Annotated in this window: 22 protein-coding genes; 3 read left to right on the forward strand and 19 right to left on the reverse strand. The window is 52.2% G+C overall.

Going from position 1 to position 16,949, the window contains the following annotated elements; translation table 11 throughout:
* Window positions 1-10: 10 nt before the first annotated feature.
* Both BLV67_RS08545 and BLV67_RS08550 read right to left on the reverse strand, forming a co-directional pair.
* A complete protein-coding gene (locus BLV67_RS08545; protein ID WP_069788651.1) occupies window positions 11-2,803 on the reverse strand; it encodes a coiled-coil domain-containing protein in 2,793 nt (930 codons plus the stop codon).
* A 304-nt stretch (window positions 2,804-3,107) separates the two neighbouring features.
* Window positions 3,108-3,515 (reverse strand): phage pre-tape measure protein, encoded by a 408-nt coding sequence (locus BLV67_RS08550; RefSeq protein ID WP_069788650.1) that lies wholly within the window; start codon window positions 3,513-3,515, stop codon window positions 3,108-3,110.
* A 206-nt stretch (window positions 3,516-3,721) separates the two neighbouring features.
* Here BLV67_RS08550 and BLV67_RS08555 point away from each other — a divergent pair, with 206 nt between their 5' ends.
* Window positions 3,722-3,952 carry a hypothetical protein gene (locus BLV67_RS08555; RefSeq protein ID WP_069788649.1) on the forward strand — a complete coding sequence of 77 codons (231 nt, stop codon included), beginning with the start codon at window positions 3,722-3,724 and terminating at the stop codon, window positions 3,950-3,952.
* Window positions 3,945-4,268: a hypothetical protein gene (locus tag BLV67_RS08560; protein ID WP_069788648.1), complete on the forward strand. Its 324-nt coding sequence runs from the start codon at window positions 3,945-3,947 to the stop codon at window positions 4,266-4,268. The genes BLV67_RS08555 and BLV67_RS08560 overlap by 8 nt, the downstream gene beginning before the upstream one ends.
* A 36-nt stretch (window positions 4,269-4,304) precedes the next feature.
* Here the strand turns inward: BLV67_RS08560 and BLV67_RS08565 are convergent, their stop codons facing one another.
* From BLV67_RS08565 to BLV67_RS08650, 17 genes are all read right to left on the reverse strand, one after another.
* Window positions 4,305-5,330 (reverse strand): hypothetical protein, encoded by a 1,026-nt coding sequence (locus BLV67_RS08565; protein WP_141722783.1) that lies wholly within the window; start codon window positions 5,328-5,330, stop codon window positions 4,305-4,307.
* Window positions 5,331-5,454: 124 nt separating this feature from the next.
* Window positions 5,455-6,207, reverse strand: coding sequence for a phage tail tube protein (locus BLV67_RS08570; RefSeq protein ID WP_069788646.1), 753 nt, complete (start codon window positions 6,205-6,207; stop codon window positions 5,455-5,457).
* Window positions 6,208-6,248: 41 nt separating this feature from the next.
* Complete coding sequence (locus BLV67_RS08575) at window positions 6,249-6,689, reverse strand: hypothetical protein (RefSeq protein ID WP_069788645.1); 441 nt, start codon at window positions 6,687-6,689, stop codon at window positions 6,249-6,251.
* Window positions 6,690-6,699: 10 nt separating this feature from the next.
* Window positions 6,700-7,161, reverse strand: a complete 462-nt coding sequence (locus tag BLV67_RS08580; protein ID WP_069788644.1) for a phage virion morphogenesis family protein — start codon at window positions 7,159-7,161, stop codon at window positions 6,700-6,702.
* Window positions 7,158-7,520 (reverse strand): phage protein Gp36 family protein, encoded by a 363-nt coding sequence (locus BLV67_RS08585; protein ID WP_069788643.1) that lies wholly within the window; start codon window positions 7,518-7,520, stop codon window positions 7,158-7,160. The genes BLV67_RS08580 and BLV67_RS08585 overlap by 4 nt, the downstream gene beginning before the upstream one ends.
* A 137-nt stretch (window positions 7,521-7,657) precedes the next feature.
* A complete protein-coding gene (locus BLV67_RS08590) occupies window positions 7,658-8,602 on the reverse strand; it encodes a minor capsid protein (protein WP_069788642.1) in 945 nt (314 codons plus the stop codon).
* Window positions 8,602-9,093, reverse strand: coding sequence for a lysozyme (locus BLV67_RS08595; protein WP_069788641.1), 492 nt, complete (start codon window positions 9,091-9,093; stop codon window positions 8,602-8,604). The genes BLV67_RS08590 and BLV67_RS08595 overlap by 1 nt, the downstream gene beginning before the upstream one ends.
* A complete protein-coding gene (locus tag BLV67_RS08600; protein ID WP_069788640.1) occupies window positions 9,093-9,617 on the reverse strand; it encodes a hypothetical protein in 525 nt (174 codons plus the stop codon). The genes BLV67_RS08595 and BLV67_RS08600 overlap by 1 nt, the downstream gene beginning before the upstream one ends.
* Window positions 9,614-9,889, reverse strand: a complete 276-nt coding sequence (locus BLV67_RS08605) for a hypothetical protein (RefSeq protein WP_069788639.1) — start codon at window positions 9,887-9,889, stop codon at window positions 9,614-9,616. Before BLV67_RS08605 ends, BLV67_RS08600 begins: the two co-directional genes overlap by 4 nt.
* Window positions 9,890-9,957: 68 nt before the next feature.
* On the reverse strand, window positions 9,958-10,680 hold the full coding sequence (locus BLV67_RS08610; RefSeq protein WP_141722782.1) for a hypothetical protein: 723 nt from the start codon (window positions 10,678-10,680) through the stop codon (window positions 9,958-9,960).
* A gap of 31 nt (window positions 10,681-10,711) precedes the next feature.
* Window positions 10,712-11,092 (reverse strand): phage tail assembly chaperone, encoded by a 381-nt coding sequence (locus BLV67_RS08615; protein ID WP_167365875.1) that lies wholly within the window; start codon window positions 11,090-11,092, stop codon window positions 10,712-10,714.
* Window positions 11,093-11,097: 5 nt separating this feature from the next.
* Entirely contained in the window at window positions 11,098-12,315 is a 1,218-nt protein-coding gene (locus BLV67_RS08620) for a hypothetical protein (protein WP_141722781.1), read from the reverse strand.
* On the reverse strand, window positions 12,299-12,478 hold the full coding sequence (locus tag BLV67_RS08625; RefSeq protein WP_069788635.1) for a hypothetical protein: 180 nt from the start codon (window positions 12,476-12,478) through the stop codon (window positions 12,299-12,301). The genes BLV67_RS08620 and BLV67_RS08625 overlap by 17 nt, the downstream gene beginning before the upstream one ends.
* Window positions 12,479-13,079: 601 nt before the next feature.
* Complete coding sequence (locus tag BLV67_RS08635; protein WP_069788633.1) at window positions 13,080-14,243, reverse strand: major capsid protein; 1,164 nt, start codon at window positions 14,241-14,243, stop codon at window positions 13,080-13,082.
* A 128-nt stretch (window positions 14,244-14,371) separates the two neighbouring features.
* On the reverse strand, window positions 14,372-15,142 hold the full coding sequence (locus tag BLV67_RS08640; RefSeq protein WP_074854440.1) for a hypothetical protein: 771 nt from the start codon (window positions 15,140-15,142) through the stop codon (window positions 14,372-14,374).
* An 88-nt stretch (window positions 15,143-15,230) separates the two neighbouring features.
* On the reverse strand, window positions 15,231-15,929 hold the full coding sequence (locus tag BLV67_RS08645; protein WP_069788631.1) for a hypothetical protein: 699 nt from the start codon (window positions 15,927-15,929) through the stop codon (window positions 15,231-15,233).
* Window position 15,930: 1 nt separating this feature from the next.
* Window positions 15,931-16,278 carry a hypothetical protein gene (locus tag BLV67_RS08650; protein WP_069788630.1) on the reverse strand — a complete coding sequence of 116 codons (348 nt, stop codon included), beginning with the start codon at window positions 16,276-16,278 and terminating at the stop codon, window positions 15,931-15,933.
* A gap of 170 nt (window positions 16,279-16,448) precedes the next feature.
* On the opposite strand from BLV67_RS08650, the gene BLV67_RS08655 reads away from it, so the two are divergent.
* Window positions 16,449-16,931 carry a hypothetical protein gene (locus BLV67_RS08655; protein ID WP_069788629.1) on the forward strand — a complete coding sequence of 161 codons (483 nt, stop codon included), beginning with the start codon at window positions 16,449-16,451 and terminating at the stop codon, window positions 16,929-16,931.
* Window positions 16,932-16,949: the final 18 nt, after the last annotated feature.

The raw sequence follows: 16,949 nt of genomic DNA on the forward strand, positions 1-16,949 counted from the left end.
ATTATAGCACTTACATCTGCTTGATTTCAGAGCGATTTGATCGAACGACGTTCATAATCACCCGCTCGCCGTCAGGGCCTTCCATAGCACTGGCAATGCTTGGTGCATCGATCATGTTGTTGATCGTTAAGCGGGGTTGATCACTGCCCGAACTACTAGAGCCCTTACCCAGGTTGTTGCGATGCCGGGGGTCATTGGCTGTCAGCATTTCCTCGCCCTTCTCGGCAACGATTGGCACTTCGTTTGGCTTCAGGCCAATCACACCCCCTGTGTGGTATCTCAAAGCTCCTCCGAACATCCAGCCTGGGACTGAGCGGCTTCGCCCACTGCTGGCACCGATCAGGCCACCATCATGCTTCACTCCACTTGTGACTGCTCCTGCTGCAGTTGAGCTACCACCAGTGACCATGCCCAGCATGCTTTGAATGGCGTACTGCACGAGCAGCTGAGCAATAACCTGCATTATGGTGCTGATCATCGCAGCGCCCATGTCTGCAAACGCTTCCTGCGCTGACTTGCTGCCGCTGATGATCGATGTGAAGGCATCACCAAGGCCGTTCGACATCGACCCTTGCAGATCCTTCCAGGTCTTGCTGAAACTGAAGACCTCGGATTTGGCCGACTCCAAGCTGTCCTTGGTTCGATCTACGTCTGCCTGGTTGCCTGTGGTTTCTGCTGCCTTCTGCCCGCGCTCCCCCAAGGCGTTAACTTGGGCCAGGTAGTCTTTCGACGAGATCTGATTGTTTTCCAGCTTGCGCTTGAGAGCCGCATATTGCCGGTCGATTTCATCCAACTCAGCCTTCGCCTTTTTCGCGGCCACGAGGTCAGCAGCTGCCGTCGAGTCCTCGCCTAGCGCCTCCAGCACTCTCTTCGTCTCGGCAAACTCGCGCTCAATCTCTAGCAAATCCGCTTTGTAGTCAGAGCCCCTGATGCGCAGCAGATCGACCTGAAGTTGCTCCTTGATTGACTCAACTTGAGCTTTCGATTCGGCCAGGGCCGAAGCGCGATCGGCCTTCAGCAGCGCTTCCTGGTTAGCCAGGGCTGAGGTCAGATTGAGCTGTTCCTGGCGCTTGACCGTAATCTGCGCTTCGAGATCAGCAATGGCCCCCAGCGCAGTGCCACGCTCACTATCAATCGTCGACTGGCCCAGGACTTTTTGCTGCGCAGATAGCTGGGCCTGCAGCACCTTCAGATCTTCGCCAATTGACGCTTTGCGCTGGTCGCTGATCGCCCGATTTGCTTTCAAATCTATAGCGAGCCTGGCGTCGGCAATCTCACCGGCAGTCAGTTTTTCTGCAGTGGCACGGGCGTCAAGGGCTTTCTGATCGAGCTGCTGGCGCGTTTGGATCGACTCAATGTTCTTGTCGATTTCCATCTTCGCGAGATCTGCAGCGAGCTTGGCCCTGGTTGCAGCGAGCGTTGCCGCAGTTTGGGTGTTGGTGAGGTTGTTTTTGGCGTCGCCGCCCTTGCCAATTCCGAGCTTCGCCCTGTCAGCGTCCTGCTTTACCAGAGCTTTGTTCTGGGCTTCGATCGCAGCGCCGGCATCGAGCAGTTTGTCGGTAGCTGTAGAGATGGCGCCACTGATGCCACCAACGCCCGTGAGCGTAGCTTTCACAGCCTCTTGGCCAAGCTTGTCGAGCACTTGTGAGGCCTGTCCTGCTTGTGCAGCAAAGTCCTTAAAGATGCCCCCGCCCAGGTTGATGCTGATTGGCTTATTGAGATCCGCCACCGAGCCGGCAATGTAGGTGCGGACGCTGTCTAGAGATGAGGACATAGAGCTAGCGAGGCTGCCTGGGATCTTATTCAGCAGTGCCTGAATGCCAGGAACGAACGTGTTTCCTACCAGCCCCAGGACATCGGCGAACGCCTTCCTGTAGAACGTCACGAAGCTGTTCACAAACTTTGAGAGGTAAGTCAGGATCTGATCGAAGCCGAGCGCAAAGACACCTGCCGTATCAGTGGCTCCCTTAGCTATCGCAAAGAAGATGGCGTACAGCGCATCACCGACCCGCCCAAACGCTGCAAAAGCCTGCCCGGCTGCGTAGACGATTCCCCGAAACTGCTCCCTTCCTGAAGTACCAAGTTCATCGATACCCGTCTTAACGTCAGTGGTGCCTTGGAGCATCATCTGGATCAGTGCAGTGAATTCTGGTGCGGCGTCAGCTACCGCTTTCTTGAAGCTGGTGGAAACCGAAGTGGAAAGCTCATTGAACGTGCGGTTTAGCTGCTCGACGTTTTTTGTGTCAAGACTGCTCAGGGTGTACCCAGCGGCCTTAGCTTGAGCCATCAGCTCCTTGAACTTGCCAGACCCATCTTCAAGCAGTGGCAGCAAATTTCGCAGGTTGTCAGAGCCGATCTGATCCAGAAAAGTGAACTGGGCGCTCGAAGACATTCCCTTCATCGTGTCCGAGATTTTCTGAAGCTGCTCCAAGGGATTCAGCTTCATGAAAGATTCGCTGGACGTTTTCATCACCTGGAAGAAGTCAATGGCACCGCCAGACTGTATCGAGTTCATTTCCTCGATCTTGATCCTAACTTCTTCAAGAGCATCTACAAATTGTTCTGCACCGACACCAGACGTTTTGAATGCTGCATACTGCGCAGCTGTCAAATCCTCGACACTTACCTGTAATCGTTTAGAGGCCACGTCGAGTTCAGTGAGCTGACTGACCGTTTCCTTGATTGCACTAGCACCTGCGAAGGCTGCAATAAGACCAGCGACTTTGCCGGCAGCACCACTAAGTGCATTGGACATCTCATCGCGTGCGCGCAGGACAAGTTGAATTACTGTACTTCCAGCCATTGTTATTCTTCTTTTTGGCTAAGTTGATCGATCAGATTCTTGAATTCTTTACCGTCACCAGTTGCAACGGCGATGCGTGACATATGATCAGCAATGAGTCTCGTCATCATCTGGTCACGAAGGCGATCTTTGTGTATGCCCACAAGATGTAGGAGGCGCTTGATGGAGTACTGATACGGATTGAGACCGCCATGTCCATTTGCAATCAGCAGCTCACAGCATTCTATGAGAACCAGCGCAAACTGTTCGGGGTCTTGCTCCTCGACCGGCCCTGATTTCTTTTTCCTGGCAAGTTCGAACTTTGCTACTTTTTGAGCAGGGGTAAGATCGTCGGCAGAAGCTTTTCCAGGCTTTTTTTTAGACCTTCTGGAAACGTCAGCGTGAAGACGGTGGCCAACAATTCCAGCTGTATTGGAAATGGCAGGTTTCGAACATAATCTTCCGCATTACGCTGCTTACAGGCGCACGCGACACAAGCAGCAGCAAAGCCCGGAAAGCTCATCAGGATCTCTTTGGAAACATCCGGGTCAGCAAGTGACTCTTTTACGTTGCGAAGAAAAATAGCGCCCAGCGCGTCACGATAACCATCGACAAGATAAATGAAGTCTTCAGTATTCAGGCCGAACACATCGATAGTGACTTCGGGTTTATCAGCTGATGCCTGGGTAATTGTTATAGGACGCGAGGGAATCACGAGATCTGAGAGTGCCATGCTTTCTTCTTATTATGTGGCTTTTATTCATTATACCGAACCCAGCAAGCCCTGTGGGCCAAACCCAGTTTGACAACAAAGAAAATCGAGGTAGAACTATTTTCGTTGTATACCTCAAAGGCTGGAGATGTCTACTAGCGCGACATGGTAGGCATCGTTAATATTGAAAGTGTAAGCAGTGCCCAATAACAAGAGAGAGATTTGAAATGAGCGATATCGAATATGCCCCTGAGCTGATTGCAACGAAGGATGAGATCCGCGCAGCAGTACGGAAGATTGCCATAAATTCGGATGCCTACAACTTCGTCGAATTCCGGAATGAAGTGGAGTCTATCGGCTCTGACCTGATTATTCCGCCAGAAATGGATTGGGTTGTAGAAGAGGCCCTGCAGGAATACAGGTCACTCGCTCTGGACGAGGAGAATGGCCATGTTTGATGCTCGCACTGATATCCCGCCGATGCTTACTGATTCGCAAATGATGTCGATGTCTCTGCAGGAAGTCACCGAGTACATGTGCAAGCGCAAGGTCGCTCAGCGCAATGATCCGGCTTACGAGCGTGAAAGGATTGACGAACTGGCTGAGTTCATTGAATGCCATCTGATTGATGAGCTGGCTGACCAGGGTTGTGTTGAGGGTTTCTGTCTGAATGCCAGGGCTGGTCTTGAAAGGGAATTTCCGAAATTGGAGGCTTTCAAGGAATCGTGGTGTGCTGCAGCAGCACGGCAGATTTGGTACAAATACAACCACTGAGTCAAAAAAACCGGACTACGCGTCCGGCTTTGCGTGTTAGTTGTCGCTACCAATCAAAGGTGTAGCGCTCTGGGCTGAAACTCTAATTACCGAAAGTGGTGATCTTACAAAACCAGCCCCTAGCTTTAGCGAGGCCTCATCAATTTCCCCTGCTGCATGCAGCTGAGGAATGATTCCTTTAACATTCTCGATTTTTGTAAGAATATCGTGGAGCTTGGTAGCGTATTTTAGTCTGCCTGCAGCATTCTTCCTATAATTATCAACAGCTTCATATTCGTATCTATCCCTGCCGTTATTCCATTTCTTTTCGAGGCAAAGCTTGCTAAAGCTCTCGAAAAAATCGACAGGTGTGTCACATCGGCCATCATGAACCACCAGATCCTCAATTATCTTAGTGTCAACTTCCCGCTCTAGATAAACATAGGCGTAAACGGAATTAATCAGCGCCACCTTATCTGGCTCACCGGGGCCATCGTAGTCTATGAGCAGTTTTTGATATATTTCCCTCACTGCACTTTCTAGACTTTCGATCTTATTGGTGCTGGTAGTATCAACAGAAAAACCTTGGCCGTGCAGCCAGTACCCACTCATAATGTAAACAAACAGAACATTCACATATGAGTCAACAGTTCGTACTGTATCATCAGGATCGAACCAAAAATCATTAAGGCTTCCTAAACCCTTCATACTTCCAAACTCAAAGGGCGAGATAGCGTCAAGGCTTTTGGAGTTTAGGCCGTCGAGTCGATCACCGTTATCTCTATAATAAGCCAGATTATTTAAAATGTTGCCATACTGAATAGACAAACTCTCAGACATAGCCCTATTACGGTCTTCAGCTATAGCGCGAATCACACCATCCAGGTTAATTTCTTGGATTATCTGATTGTAGACGTTGTAGCTGACAATCGATCCAGGCAAAGGACTGATTTCTGTGGCCTCAAGGTGGCGAACGATCGCCCCTTTATCTCTCACCAGCTCGATAAGCTCTACTGTGTATTCACCTTTGTTAATGAGACGGCGAACATCATTTGTCGTTAAGTCTGAATATTTTGAGCTCATTACCCCCCCCAGAGCGTCTACCTTGGGCCGTTTGAGGCCTGACACCATAAAATAACGCCTGCTGGGAGGTAAGTCATGCGAAAACCACAAGCCATTGAGGCCCGTGGCTTGGAGCCGCAATGGCTTAGGCGTATTCCTCCCGGAATAGCTTAGACAGCCCGCTGCCGCTGACGGCTTTAGATGCAAGCAATGTGCCCTTGATCTCCTGCTCACCGTAGTCGCTGGTGATGAGCTGACGCTGGGCTGCAGGCGACAGTGAGACTTTGTGATAGGTCACTTTCACCTCTTTGTCGTCTTCCGCCAGGTTGAAACCATCGAAGACTATCTGGACGTTGATGCCATTGTTCACAAGGCCTTCGAGGCGAGTGGTGGCCTTACTGGCATACGTGACCTCGACCACAGCGCCATCCTCGAAACCAGCGTCTGCGTCGAATTCAACGGAACCACCGGAAACGCGATACAGACCAGCATCAATCGGTTCTCCAGCAACGGTGATGGAAGTCACGGATGCGATCACGCCAGGCACAACGACGCTCTTACCCAGATACGCTTTGCCAGTCCAGACCTTTGAGGCCACAGCGGCATCTTTGGACAGCGAACCAAACAAGGCCAGGCGCATCAATTCAGAATTGAAATCCTTGGCGTTGATCGTCAATTCCCCGGTGTTCTTGATGACCTTGCTCTTCGCAGTCGAAAGAGTGCCATACGTTGTGTCCTGCATCTCAACTTTATCCGAAGTCAGAGCAAGTACAGCCGATGACGAGTGTGCGACAGCGGTAAAGCCGCCGATAGGCTCATCGTTTTCATCAAGCACGGAGATTAGGATGGCTCCGTTGCCGATCCAGCCGATACTTGTGTCTTTTACGTTTACAGACATGTAATCACCTTTGTTCTTATTGTTTGGGTGGTGGACATTTATTAATCGAACGCAACATAGTGCGTCCACGCCAACTGCCAGGCGCTAAAGTTATTATTAGAAGACCTAAATCCAGATAGAAGCTCTTCAAATGACTGGATCTTTGGTAGATTTGGATTAGAGCTTGCGACGCCACGGTACTTCTTCAGAGCCCTAGAGATCTCAACGCCCAAACTCATGGCTCGACGGGAGACCCCTTTTGTATCTTGATCTGCTCTGGAGATAATGAACGCGCCGAAGATGGCATCACAGTACATTTTAGGAGTATCGGCGACGATTGGCCCACCACCACACGCCAAGAGTACATAGCACTGGTCGCCTTGGAGCGAAATGTTCTTCAGCGTCTCATCAGCTACTTTGCCAGAGAAAAGATCTACCTTCGGTTTTGATGGCAAATTCTCAATGAGGGTTTTGTAGGCTTCGAGGGTTTCGGTGATGGCCATGTTTTTCTTCTTATTTTATCACAGGCGGAGTTGTGCTCAGGGCGTTTTCAAGGTTCTGCAGAAGGATATTTTGATATTCCGCGAGCCACGCTTTTGGTAGGCCTTGTTTGTCTGGCAGGTACCGTCTTTGTTTAACAGTGATGCCGTACTGATGGTTATCTGCGTAGATCAAGTTGCTTGCGAGTTCGAGGTTTGTGCCCCTGACATTGTGTTTGATGCTGTTACGGAGCCTGCCGGTGTCGAGGAGTGGCTGACCCTGGCGGTGGTGAATAGGCGCCCATGGCTGGCCGTAAGGGTCGACGCTCCGCTGGAAGCAGGTTTTGACACGGGCAATCCAGCGGACACCGATCTGGTTGAGGCCTTTCTTAACGTGCGGGTTTGCAGGGCCGAGCTGCCTGACCTTGCTCACGAGCTCTTGCAACGCTGAGGTGTCGACTTCAAGTGTGATGGGCTGACTAGCGGATGTGATCATGACCGGATGAGCCTGACGTTGTGGAATCCGGACTTGCGGGATTCTTGAGTCGCTGTGCGAATGCGGTTGCGACCCGTGCCAAGGCCTTCCAACCAACGCCTGGCGTCTTCGAAACGGAGTCGCTGCTCGTCAGTGGGGTTCTCGTTCCACAAGTAATACCTGGCGATGTCCAGAACGAAGCCTTTGATGTCTTCGATCGCCTCTGCGTCAGAGATCGGTGCATCTAGGCCAGCAGAGCGAATGTAGCTGTCAGCAAGCCTGGAGGCCTTCTCGATAGACTTAATGATCCGAGCCTCACCATCGCCGGGTAGCTGGTCATTTCTGAATTCAAGGGTGTAATCAAGGTAGTTCGCGTACATAGTTTTTCTTAACCAATCAACAGCGGCTTATGGGCTCCGTCCCTTGGATCTTTACCCTCAACCCCTCCTTTATATTTATAAAAGAGAAGTGACCGTTGAGGGTGACCGTGAAGATCTTTTGGTTAAGAGAAACGCTTTTATGACAACGTCAGGTCTTTGAGTTCGCTGAGCGGAATGACATGTGTGGAGTCCTGGTCGATGAATCCGTCCAAAGGCATGCCCTTTTTCCACATGCGGTGCCGAGTCGCTCCTAGCACCTTCACCTGGTCTTCTTCATCAAGAGATTTGAGGAAATCATCGAAGCTGTCTGGTACCGGCTCTTCTTCATCGAACATCGCGATCATTGTTGTTCTGCAGCCGGGATGAAATGGAGGCACCTTCCTCTTCGGATCGCTGACCCTGAATACTTTGCCGTTGAGGGCTGCGCATGTGACTGTCGTGCGAGTATCCAGGATTGCGCTGAGCTGGTACTTCTCCACTCCAGCCTCCTGAAACCCGATCATGTCCGCATTCGCTGTTACATGGGCCGCCGCCGTCCGCACCAAGATCTCGACGTTGCGCCGCGAGGCGTTGAACGGATTCACCGGATCACTCGTCACAGCATCGACGATCTTGCTCACCGACAGCCCATTCACGACGCCCAGTCGCACAGCCCGTTTGACCGCATTTTGTGTAGCCAAGCTCTGCTCGCCGATCCATTCCTTGAGTAATTTGCCATCAAAGGGATCGGACTCGATGAAGCTCCGAATGAAGTCCTCCGATGTCTGAGCTCCGCCGATATCAACCTCTAGAGCCTCGGAGTTCCAGTCGACCTGAGACTTGTACAGCTCAGTCAGCTCATCGACTAAGTCCACTTCCATGGCGCTGTACTGGTCAGCTATTGCCCGTTCGATTTTCCTGAGCTTGGCCCTTGACTGAAAGATCGTGAGCATCGAGCTGCGCTTCAAACCGTCCTGAAGCTCTGCAGCAACCTGTTCTTTGAGCTGCTGGAGCTGTGCAACAGCGCCTCGGGCAATCCGGGTGTACTGACCCCTGAGTTGTATGTGACGGGTGATGGCGTCCTTTGGCCGTAACTTTGCCATCAGGCCACCCAGAGCTCAGCTTCGGCCCGGCGCCTTTTTACGAGACCTGGCAGCTTGATCCCTTTGGCGTATACCCACCTCATCAGCTGCGCAGGCACTGCCGCAAAATCACCGCGATTAATCACTCGCCGCAGCGTCGATATCTCGAAATTCCCGGCACCTGCGTTGAACACAAAATCGATCAATGCTGCGATCTGGTTCGCATTGAGCCTGACCTTGACCATTCTCATCACGGCGCCTGCAGCTTTCATCAGGTCAGCTCGTAGCAGCGCCTCAGCCTGGGCAATAGAGATCGCAGGAAACTGATCCAGAGGTGCCCATGCAGTGCGAGAAAGCAGGTGCCCATAACCAATCGTGGGCAGGCCAATCGGGTCGTAATAGGGCTCGATTACAGCTGTCGATCGGTCAGGATCATGCAGCCCATCAAACTCCGGACGACTCACGAGCCTGGCCGCGATCTCAACCGCTTGTTCGAGCAGCGAGCCAGCCATTACTTGGCCTTCGTATGACGTTGCAGGATACGACCACCGAACCAGAAGCTGATGACCGCAGCAAGCATGGCCTCATCGAACTCAGTCCAGCTGCCTTTCAGCGCCTCGAAGCCCGTCATGCCCATGCTCTGCAATGCGTGGAACACAGCGATCTTGTAGAACATATAAAAGCCGACCATCAAATACGTGATCAACGGCCTGCACATCCGAATCACAAAATCGACATGGACACCGATCAGAGCCACGTATGCCTTGACCCACCCAGGCAGCGACCCACCTCCAACACTCGAAATCAGCTTGTCTGCATACGACTCTTCGGGCTTATGCACCGCGACAGCTTCGGCAATGTCAGCCTGGGCATTGATCTCTTCGAGCTTCCACATGTGCTCAGATGAAGCAGACTCCATACGCAGCTTCATCAACTCAATTTCTTGAGCATGATCTTGCTTAGACTGAAACATGTCGAAGAGCTTGGGAACAAACGGCCCCAGGAACCCGAAGATGGCAGATACGATAGCAATCATTTCGCCCCCCCCCTGACAATCAGGGCATCAATCCGAACACTGATCTTGTCGAGTTTGTCTTCAATGCGTTTCGAATCTTCTTTACGCTCAATTTGATAGGTCTGGATTTGAGCAGAGACGATGTCGACGCGCTGATCCAGGAGTTCGATTTTCTTGTCGAGACCTGAATATGCCCACACACCACTAACTACCAGGGATAGAAGTGGAATTAGCGCGTAAAGGGAAATAACGAGGCTGCTGGCGTTCGTGGTCGCCGGAGGGTTTGCTGACATTATTATTCTTCTTATTATTAGTCAGAAGAGCTCTTTGGCCCTTTCTTATTATATTACCATAGCCAATATCAGCTAGTGGGCTTACTCATGACTCTTTTGTGCAATTCCTTCAGTTCTTCGCATTCACTGCGACTTGACTCATTTAATAGTTCTAGAAGTTCATTGTTCCCCATCCAGTACCCGGCGTGATCGACTCCCTTCTGGAGTTGCACGAGCTGTTGGTGAGTGAGCTTTGCAGACCAGGCCCTGAAACTCATCTCGACCTTTTCTCTAGTTTCATGGCATTGCCGGCATAGAGCACGTAGAGAGCTGATCGGGTACTCCCAAGGCCGGAAACCGCTGCTCATGCGAGCGTAGTAGCAGTGATGCGCTTCGAGACGACCTTCGGCTCCACAATCCTGGCATTTGTTTTTAGCTACTTGCTTGACCAAGTCAGCCTTTCGTTTCCAGCGTGGATCTTTGAGAAGCTGAGTGTATGTCGCCCTAGCAGGCGTTTGCGTAAAATCGTAATCCTCGATCGGATATATACCGAGGTTCCAGCTGTGCCCCATCTCATACCAGAAGCCGAACGACTCAAAAATATCGTCGAATTCAGTGGTGTCACAGCCAAAATTCAGCATGTGATGGACACTGCTACTGTCGAACACAAAAACATACGCAGCGTCGTTCAGCCAGCTCTCACCACGCTTCTCCCACTCTGCAGGTGAGATGAAGAAGGCATCTCCCAGAAGCTCCTCGCGTACCAGCCAGTCTTCAAGTGCCAGTAACAACCTGCGCAGATTCTCTTCCATGTTGAGCTCCCAGTGTGGAAGCTCCATGCTATCACCACGGCCTTTGCGGCCAAACAACAGCTGACGGATCGGTGGTTTCCGGGATATCGCGCAGTGCTTGGCGGTAAACAGCAAGGGCTTGACGGGTGTCCTGATCGACCATGGTGCCAGCGATAAGAGCCTGATCGTTCAGCATGCAAACCCTTGCATCGGCTTCCTGCAGTAGCTCGCATCGCCTCTCTCGTACAGCTTTCATCAAAGCTGCGCGATTTGCTTCGAAGACGAGCTGGCCATTGCGGACGACAGGCACCAGGCCCAGGTTGAGGCTGGTAGCGATCGCCTGGCCGTCTGAGATTTCAAGGTATTCGAGGCCTGGCATGTCGGCAGAAGTGAAGCGGAAGACGTAGCCTGAGTCATTGTAGTAAGCGCGCATAGTCATCACTTCTTGATGTAATAAGCCAAATTTTTTTCAGGGCGGGCGAGGTTTGGCAGGATGAGCGTGTAGCCTGGCCCGAAGTCAGCCGTGTTCGTTTGCACGCTCCCGCTTTGCCCCATGAGCGACCCAGTCGAGCCCTGGCCACCTACGAAGGCGAACTCGTTGCTCAGGGGGTCAAAGTCCGCGTCCGTGTAGCCAGACATCGCCGTAGCCTGGAGCCATGTGTTGCCGCTGTCGAAAGAGATCATTGAGGGGGTGTTGGTTTCTGGGACGGCGACGAGCAGGCTTGAGCCAGTGCTGCCGTTGACCGCCACCAGGCGCTTCAGGCTCATTAACGGAGGTAGGTTGATCGGGAAGCTGAACCCATCCTCAAGCGTCCGGAATTCAAGGGCATTCCTACTCGTGTAGATGTAGATAGCACTGAATCCAGCGCTCTCGATGCATTCGTGCTCAACGTCAGCAGCGATCTCATGCATCAGGGTTGTTGCGACCTGTTCTGCGTCGAATGTCAGCTTGTAGACACCCTGAACACCCGCGATCGTGAGCTGGGCGTAGACATCTCCGGCCTCAACGAACTTGATGGGTCTCGAAACGTCAGCTGCGATAACCCCTGCCTTGAGGAAGTTAATCCCATCATCAGCTTTGTAAATCGTCAGGATGCCGGTCTCCACGACTGCGAGAATCGAGTATCCGTAGCTTGACTCAGCCGCTCCAACACAGGCATCAAACGAAGCGTTGAGCGCGACATCCCCGGCATCCCTGAAAACTGTTCCTGAGGCTCCGAAGAAGATGTGATTACTGGTCTTGTAAACGGCCATGCTCACCGGGTAGTTAATTGGAGATGGGTTGCCCGCATGAAACAAATGCCAATCACCATCCCCTTTCGCAAGCGTTGTCTGTCCGCATCTATACACTCTTGAGTACAGGTCGGTGCCAAACCGTATCTCCGAGTTTTCGTTCAGTGTCACGCGAGCAGCGCCGTACTCCTCGAAATTCAAAGCTGCTTTGAGGGCATCAAGACCCTGGTCATACAGATACGAGCCATCGCACTCCAGCAGGCCGTCGTAAGTCCCGCGAGGCTTGAGCACGATGTCGCCGCTCTTCACAGCTTTGGCCGCAACCTGATCGATTGAGACGCCTTCAGAGCTACCTGGCCTGTGTGCATGCAGGCGCATCGAGACATCACCAGACCATGCCGGCAGTTCACTGATTGTTTTCATACACGATCACTTCATCATCATCAGTTTTCTCAGCCTCGTACTGCCCGGCAGAGAGCTCATACACAATGGCATTTGTTGGAATTGCAGGCGCCGTGCCGGCGAAGTAACGACTTCCCCTGCTCAGCACCCCGAGAATTGCAAAAGCTCCGATACGCCTGATCATTTGACTGCGTGAATCCAGCAAGTGGCCGCATCGACGCCTTCCATCAGCCGCACCTGTAGTACTGCACCTCTGTCAACGGCGATGAAGGTGCCACCACGTGCATCCATAGGCGGCGAATCAGTACTAACGACACCGCCAGCGGATACATGGATTAGGGAGTTGCAAAAGAGATACGCAGCCTCCGATTCGCAAGGCTCAGCCACCAGTACCTGAGATCCCGTAAGCTCTTTACGCCCCAGAAGCTCAGCAGGCGCAACGATCGGCAATGGCTCCCTCTCTCTGGTCTGAGCGGTGAACAAGCCTGGACGCTTACTCATCTCCTGGCACCTCTACGGCAGGCTTCCGCCCCCGGCGCTTCGGCGTCTCATCAGAACCAGGTTCATCACGAACAGAATCGACAGTCGCTGAACCCCGATACCCCAGGCCCAGCCAGTGATCCTCTGCCCGTGTTCCACGATCTACAAAAACCAGGTGATCACCCAGCTGTAGGCTGTAAGTCTCGATTTCTCGCTTCATCTTTGTTCTCAAAAGCTTAGTGTTTCACGTGGAACATATTATGGCGTTTAGTCAGACGAAAGGGCCCCGGAGGGCCCAGTCTCTGTCAGTGTCCGCCGAGACGCAGGGCGCGTTCTGGACTGACGGTCTTGAGGCCGCACAGGGTTTCAAATTTCCACTGAGTGGATTCTGTGCGAGGCTCGTACCAGCGAAGCATCCGGAGCGAGATCCCGGTGCGTGGGTCAGTCATCTGCGCGATGTTCACGCCAGCAGCGTCTTCAGGCACTTCGAGGTTGCGGAAGGCGATGAGGAACGCGGACTTCGTGAACGCCAAGTCGATCGGGTGATCGCCAAGGACAGTGACTGCAGAGCCGGAGGCGATCGCTTCCAGGACGGCTGGGTATACAGGAACTACAGCGCCGATGGTGTCGGCAGTGACCACAAAGGTCTGATGAGTACCTGCAACCGAGACCACATCGCCCTTCAGGAAAGTTGCTCCGTTCACGCCAGCCAGAGCCAGTGAAGTGGAGCCAGCGACAGCTTGGGCAGAAAGGGTCATTCCGGCGTTAGCAGCTGCAGTGCCTGCTACGTGGTAAGGGGCCTGAACGTCGCTGTACAGGTCGAAGCCATACTTGCGACCGATTAGGCCCTGGCTGACTACGTTCGCGTCGCCGCTTTCGTTGATCTTCGAGAACTCCAGCAGCAGGTCTGCCTCAGTGTCCGAAGTCAGGACAATGTTGCGACCATTCTGGATTTTGCGGTTCTGCATTTCCTTGCGCGCAGTGATCAAATCCAATTTGTCGCGACCTGCCGTCGAGGTTGGATCTCCAGAAATGTAAGGAACGTCTTTGTACAGATTGAACAGATTTTTGTTGATGGTGCGGGCCAGGGCATCAACAGCAGCTTCTGCAGCGGACGGAAGGGTCAGGGAGTTCGCGTGGGACAGGAACTCGGCATCCTTCATCGCGAACTGCTTGTACAGATGGCGATCCAGCTTCACATCGATCTTGCCGGCAGTGATGTCTTCCGATTGCGAACCGGCAGAGTCAGTCGGGTGATCGTCGGCATCAGTAAACTCGATCGGCTTAGCGATTCGGATCGTGTCGCCATGGTTCTTAGACTCGTCAGCGGTGTTGATGCTTACGAGGTTTGGCATGGTCAGTTGACCGAACAGACGGTCGACGGCCAGGGGCAGAATCACCTCTGTCATGAGGGCTTCAGTGTCGTTGCCGAAGCGAATCAGCGACACGAGTGGGAGCATTGCAGTCATTACTTCACCTGTTTTTATTGTTTTTATTGTTTTTATTGGTGATGGATAAGTAGTTTTAACACGGCATCAGCCCACAAGGCGTGATGGTTTCCGGCACAACCGGAGGGGCCCGGAAGCCCCGAAGTAGATCAGTTGATGACGATCTCGCCTGAGGCTCTTTTTGCGAGCAAGGCTTTCTTTTCATCGGCAGTAGCGGTCAGCAAAGTGCGCTGCCATTCAGCTGTGCTAACAGCCTTGCCGGTGCCATTGACGCCACGCGAACCAGAGCCTGGCATTTGCTTGAAGTAGTGAGGCTTCGTCGCTGTAAGGCCTGCGATCCACTCATCAGGAGTGAGAGGCCTGCCATTTTTCCCGATCGCTACGTTGCCGCTTGAGTCACGAGCCACGAGCTCGCCTGCGTCATTGAGCTGCCATGTGTTGCCTGCAACCGACATCAGGTCATCAAGAGCCGAAGGATGGAAAAACTCGTTCTTGAGCGCCACCTGGCCAATGCTTTGCTTGATCTGGAACTGCTTGAGCTTGAGTCTTTCGCCGTCAACAGCTTTGCGTAGATCTTCTTTCTCAGCCTGTTCAGCTGCCAGCTTCTCTTGCCATGTTGCACTGTTGGCATTGATTCGCTTGTCGAGCAAAGTCTGGAGATCAAGTCTGCCAGCCTTCATTGCTTCCAAATCATCTTTTTCTTGGATGCCAGACTCAAAGGCCTTCATGCGCTCAGCCAGAGTTTTCTTCTCGTTAAGAAGATCAGCGTTTTTGCTCTTGAGTGGGGTGACTTCCTTCTCTACATGAGCTTTTAAGAAGTCTAGGAAAGCAGGGTTTTCCTGCAAGGCATTGAAGTCGAGTGGTGGTACTTCGTCTTCACCGAATCGAATGAGGCTTACGAGCTTGCTTGCTTGAAACATTAGTCCCCCCAAGGGATTTTGTTTTCTTATTGGTATGTCTCATTATATCAATGCCAAACACACAAAGGGGGACAAATGCAAATATTTTTCATGCTTTTTTAGGCGCATGGAATTGCTTAAGAAACTGCTGCTCAGCTGGCTTGAGTACATTCAGGGCATTGTAAAAGGACTGGCTTGGCACAAATTTTCCGGTCTGTGCTCTATATAGAATATTGTGAACGAACCCCGTATCTACCATCAGCTTCATAATCTCAAGCGCAGCCAACTCTTCATTGCCCTGGCTATTAAACGGGACAACTTCATCCAACGCCTCGAACGCTTGGTACAACTCCATTGCCGTTAACTTTCGCTCCGGCTTTCGGCCAGCTGGCAGCTTGTGAAGGTAAAATCGAACCAGCAGCATGCCAACATGGAACTGCGAGTTCATTAGGGCAGCCGGGATTTGCTCAATGATCAGCTCGTCCTGATGTTCCTGAAGCTGATTCAACAAGCACCGCACAAGCTCGTAATCCCCGGAAATCGGAGCATTCCGCTGAGTCCCCAGCAGCACCGCTACAGGCCCGATCATCGTCGCTAGCTCCAGCAGCATCTCCCGGTAGCCATCGTCCAGCGGCTTTCTTTTGCCATCAAAGCCATGGGCGTGCAGGTGATCAGCGATGTCGGCCAAGAGCTGCACTCTCCCCGCTTGCAGCTCGTGCTTGTCCAGATGATGGCGGATGCCTTGGAGCCCTGCCAAGTTGCGGGCTCTGAAGTGTTGAAACACCAGGTCGGCTGCTGGATCACGCATGTCAGTCCTCATTGATCTGGGCTAGAACCTCCCATGTGAGAGCGTCTAGCGTACGGTCGTCAAAAGCATCGACGCGGAACTCGTATGTCGTATGCCGATATTTGAAGCGTCCTGATGTAAGCAGGTAACGGGTCATGGCCTTAAAAATCTGCCAGCACCCTTGATCTCCCAGCTCTGCTTCGACCCCCCATTCACGGAGTACCTTCCCTCGTTCCCGCCTGAAAAACTCAGAGACGCCAGGGTAGAAATTCTTGGCTTTGTCGTACCCGCCGCACAGATAGATTGCGCACAGATGCCGAGTGGACTCGTCGCACACCACCACGGGCTCGACCAAAAATTTTGAGGTCATAAGGGGTCACTCTTTATTATTGTTTTTATGCTTCATTATTACTCATGAGCTGACTAGCAGTCAATATCATGGCAGTTATTAAAAACCATAGACAGGCTGAGCCCTGAGAACCTGAAGCGTGTAGACTGGCACCACGCCATCAGAGCTAAGCAAAGTAAAAAGGATTTACGATGAGAAAAGTACAGATAGCAGCACTGGTATTTGCAACGCTGCCTGCGAGCGCATTTGCTGAATCTATTTTCTTGAACTGTCAGCAGATTTCGGGATCAGGTTTCGACATCGCAAAAGCCTACAAAGTAGCACCTAAGAATCCCAGAGAGCAGTTCATTCAGGATGCTCTTGAGCAAGGGATTATCGGTTTGTTTGTCGAGCCGCCAAAGACCTGGGAAGTAAATCTAACCGACAAGACCATCATCTCACCGGAAGAAAGTCACAAGGTATTTTCGGTCACGTCAGATGCTGGCAACAAAATTGAAGGAGCCTATCAGACCGGGACATTTATTTCCCTCAATAGAATCAGTGGTGTAATGGACTACAGGTTGTCCATAAAAGAGACTGCTAGAAGCACGTGGCATGCAGCTCACGGGGGGAACATACCATCTGTGCTCTCCTACAAACTCAAATGCCAGGCCCAAGTCAAGCCGGCTATCTGATCAACGCCTCAAGCGATG

It is taken from the genome of Pseudomonas salomonii (genome assembly GCF_900107155.1).
GTDB lineage: Bacteria > Pseudomonadota > Gammaproteobacteria > Pseudomonadales > Pseudomonadaceae > Aquipseudomonas > Aquipseudomonas salomonii.

Excerpts from the sequence above, each read along its gene's own strand:
- BLV67_RS08605 (WP_069788639.1), bottom strand. The coding sequence starts at position 9,889 with ATGTCAGCAAACCCTCCGGCGACCACGAACGCCAGCAGCCTCGTTATT.
- BLV67_RS08585 (WP_069788643.1), bottom strand. The coding sequence starts at position 7,520 with ATGTACGCGAACTACCTTGATTACACCCTTGAATTCAGAAATGACCAG.
- BLV67_RS08640 (WP_074854440.1), bottom strand. The coding sequence starts at position 15,142 with ATGTTTCAAGCAAGCAAGCTCGTAAGCCTCATTCGATTCGGTGAAGAC.
- BLV67_RS08590 (WP_069788642.1), bottom strand. The coding sequence starts at position 8,602 with ATGGCAAAGTTACGGCCAAAGGACGCCATCACCCGTCACATACAACTC.
- BLV67_RS08595 (WP_069788641.1), bottom strand. The coding sequence starts at position 9,093 with ATGGCTGGCTCGCTGCTCGAACAAGCGGTTGAGATCGCGGCCAGGCTC.
- BLV67_RS08565 (WP_141722783.1), bottom strand. The coding sequence starts at position 5,330 with ATGAGCTCAAAATATTCAGACTTAACGACAAATGATGTTCGCCGTCTC.
- BLV67_RS08620 (WP_141722781.1), bottom strand. The coding sequence starts at position 12,315 with ATGAAAACAATCAGTGAACTGCCGGCATGGTCTGGTGATGTCTCGATG.
- BLV67_RS08615 (WP_167365875.1), bottom strand. The coding sequence starts at position 11,092 with ATGCGCGCTTACTACAATGACTCAGGCTACGTCTTCCGCTTCACTTCT.
- BLV67_RS08635 (WP_069788633.1), bottom strand. The coding sequence starts at position 14,243 with ATGACTGCAATGCTCCCACTCGTGTCGCTGATTCGCTTCGGCAACGAC.
- BLV67_RS08625 (WP_069788635.1), bottom strand. The coding sequence starts at position 12,478 with ATGATCAGGCGTATCGGAGCTTTTGCAATTCTCGGGGTGCTGAGCAGG.
- BLV67_RS08580 (WP_069788644.1), bottom strand. The coding sequence starts at position 7,161 with ATGATCACATCCGCTAGTCAGCCCATCACACTTGAAGTCGACACCTCA.
- BLV67_RS08550 (WP_069788650.1), bottom strand. The coding sequence starts at position 3,515 with ATGGCACTCTCAGATCTCGTGATTCCCTCGCGTCCTATAACAATTACC.
- BLV67_RS08575 (WP_069788645.1), bottom strand. The coding sequence starts at position 6,689 with ATGGCCATCACCGAAACCCTCGAAGCCTACAAAACCCTCATTGAGAAT.
- BLV67_RS08560 (WP_069788648.1), top strand. The coding sequence starts at position 3,945 with ATGTTTGATGCTCGCACTGATATCCCGCCGATGCTTACTGATTCGCAA.
- BLV67_RS08650 (WP_069788630.1), bottom strand. The coding sequence starts at position 16,278 with ATGACCTCAAAATTTTTGGTCGAGCCCGTGGTGGTGTGCGACGAGTCC.
- BLV67_RS08655 (WP_069788629.1), top strand. The coding sequence starts at position 16,449 with ATGAGAAAAGTACAGATAGCAGCACTGGTATTTGCAACGCTGCCTGCG.
- BLV67_RS08545 (WP_069788651.1), bottom strand. The coding sequence starts at position 2,803 with ATGGCTGGAAGTACAGTAATTCAACTTGTCCTGCGCGCACGCGATGAG.
- BLV67_RS08570 (WP_069788646.1), bottom strand. The coding sequence starts at position 6,207 with ATGTCTGTAAACGTAAAAGACACAAGTATCGGCTGGATCGGCAACGGA.
- BLV67_RS08555 (WP_069788649.1), top strand. The coding sequence starts at position 3,722 with ATGAGCGATATCGAATATGCCCCTGAGCTGATTGCAACGAAGGATGAG.
- BLV67_RS08610 (WP_141722782.1), bottom strand. The coding sequence starts at position 10,680 with ATGGAAGAGAATCTGCGCAGGTTGTTACTGGCACTTGAAGACTGGCTG.
- BLV67_RS08600 (WP_069788640.1), bottom strand. The coding sequence starts at position 9,617 with ATGATTGCTATCGTATCTGCCATCTTCGGGTTCCTGGGGCCGTTTGTT.
- BLV67_RS08645 (WP_069788631.1), bottom strand. The coding sequence starts at position 15,929 with ATGCGTGATCCAGCAGCCGACCTGGTGTTTCAACACTTCAGAGCCCGC.